Source organism: Variovorax sp. 01T439_2 (genome assembly GCF_056398445.1).
In genome coordinates, this window is sequence record NZ_JBFTPJ010000934.1 from 1 (window position 1) to 2,283 (window position 2,283).

Consider the following 2,283-nt stretch of genomic DNA (forward strand, 5'->3'; position numbering starts at 1 on the left):
GGTGCGCTTCGTGAGCACCAAGGCCTTTCCGCCGGTGTCCAACAACTGGGGCTACTACGGCAACGCCGAAGTCGACAAGCTCGTGGCCGATGCGCGCACCAGCTTCGACGACAAGGCGCGCGACGCTGCGCTGGCCAGGCTGCATACGCACATCGTGGACGACGCGCCCTTCGTCTGGATCGCGCATGACGTGGGTCCGCGCGCGATGTCGGCCAAGGTGAAGAACGTGGTGCAGCCGAAAAGCTGGTTCATCGACATTGCAACCATGACGATGGACTGATGCTGGCCTACCTCCTGCGCCGCGTCGTCTACGCCGTGCCGATCATGGTCGGCGTGGCGCTGGTGTGTTTTCTGCTCGTGCACATTGCGCCCGGCGATCCGCTGGTGTCGATCCTGCCGCCCGACGCCTCGGCCGACCTGCAGGCGCAGCTGCGCGAGCTCTACGGCTTCAACCGTTCGCTGCCGGAGCAGTTCGCGATGTGGGTCTGGCGCGCGCTGCATGGCGACCTGGGCGTCTCGATCGCGAGCAACCGCGCCGTGGCGGGCGAGGTGTTCACGGCCGTGGGCAACACGCTGCGACTGGCGGTGGTGGCGACCTTCATCGGCTTCGTGCTGGGCTGTCTGTTCGGCTTCGTGGCCGGCTACTTCCGCAACTCATGGCTCGACCGCCTTGCCTCGATGCTGTCGGTGCTGGGCGTGAGCGTGCCGCACTACTGGCTGGGCATGGTGATGGTGATCGTGTTCTCGTCGCAGCTCATGTGGCTGCCCGCCACCGGCGCGGGCCCGGGCGGCTCGAGCGACTGGGCCTGGGACTGGGCGCACCTGCAGTTCCTGATCCTGCCGGCCCTCACGATGTCGGTGATCCCGATGGGCATCATCGCGCGCACCGTGCGCGCGCTGGTGGCCGACATCCTCGACCAGGAATTCATCGTCGGCCTGCGCGCCAAGGGCCTCACGCACTTCGGCGTGTTCCGCCACATGGTGAAGAACGCGGCGCCCACCGCGCTCGCGGTGATGGGCCTGCAGCTGGGCTACCTGCTGGGCGGCTCGATCCTGATCGAGACCGTGTTCTCGTGGCCCGGCACCGGCTTTCTGTTGAACTCCGCGATCTTCCAGCGCGACCTGCCGCTGCTGCAGGGAACCATCCTGGTGCTGGCGCTGTTCTTCGTGTTGCTCAACCTGCTGGTCGATGTGCTGCAGACCATGCTCGACCCGCGGATCGCGCGGGCATGACCACCATGAGCGCACTGCCCATCCCCTCTTCTTCCTCCGCCGCCGCCGACGTGAAGCCGCTGCCGCCGATGCAGCGCTCGCGCGGCTACTGGACCTCGGCGCTGCTGCGCTTCACGCGCGATCCGGTCGCCATGGGTGCCGCCTTGGTGGTTCTGCTGCTGATCGGCCTGGCCGTGTTCGGCCCGTGGCTCGCGCCGGCCGATCCTTATGCCTCGTCGATGCTCAAGCGGCTCAAGCCGATCGGCACCGAGGGCCTGCCGCTGGGCAGCGACGAACTGGGCCGCGACATGCTGTCGCGCCTGATCGTCGGCGCGCGGCTGTCGCTGTTCATCGGCATCACGCCGGTGATCTGCGCCTTCGTGCTCGGCACAGTGATCGGCATCGTTGCGGGCTATGCGGGCGGCTTCACCAACACGCTGATCATGCGCACCATCGACGTGTTCTACGCCTTTCCCTCGGTGCTGCTGGCCATTGCGCTGTCGGGCACGCTGGGCGCGGGCGTGGTCAATTCGCTGATCTCGCTGACCATCGTCTTCATTCCGCAGATCGCGCGCGTGGCCGAGAGCGTGACGACGCAGGTGCGCACGCGCGACTATGTGGAGGCGGCGCGCGCCTCGGGCGCGAACCCGTTCACGATCGTGCGGGTGCATGTGCTGGGCAATGTGCTCGGCCCGATCTTCGTGTACGCGACGAGCCTGATCGCGGTGTCGATGATCCTGGCCTCGGGCCTGTCGTTCCTGGGCCTGGGCGTGAAGCCGCCGGAGCCGGAGTGGGGCCTGATGCTCAACACGCTGCGCACCGCGATCTATGTGCAGCCGTGGGTCGCTGCGCTGCCGGGCGCGATGATCTTCATCACATCGATCTCCTTCAATCTTCTGTCCGATGGGTTGCGGTCGGCGATGGACAACAAGGGTTAGGAATGGGATCTCTTCTTGTTCGCCGCTTTGTGTTTGAGGTTCTTTGTTCGGGGCGCGCTCCCGCCGATGGGGTACCTTGCTCCGCGAATGTCCTCCGGCCTTCGGCCTCCCCCTTGATTTCGCTGCGCAAGGC

The 2,283-nt window shown here is 66.6% G+C and carries 2 protein-coding genes and 1 pseudogene; all 3 read left to right on the forward strand.

Going from position 1 to position 2,283, the window contains the following annotated elements; translation table 11 throughout:
• A pseudogene (locus tag AC1DOC_RS29995) lies at positions 1-280 on the forward strand (ABC transporter substrate-binding protein); the annotation flags it as partial.
• Positions 280-1,233, forward strand: coding sequence for an ABC transporter permease (locus tag AC1DOC_RS30000; RefSeq protein ID WP_062363239.1), 954 nt, complete (start codon positions 280-282; stop codon positions 1,231-1,233). The pseudogene AC1DOC_RS29995 and the gene AC1DOC_RS30000, both read left to right, overlap by 1 nt.
• A 5-nt stretch (positions 1,234-1,238) precedes the next feature.
• A complete protein-coding gene (locus AC1DOC_RS30005; RefSeq protein ID WP_062364438.1) occupies positions 1,239-2,150 on the forward strand; it encodes an ABC transporter permease in 912 nt (303 codons plus the stop codon).
• Positions 2,151-2,283 lie beyond the last annotated feature (133 nt).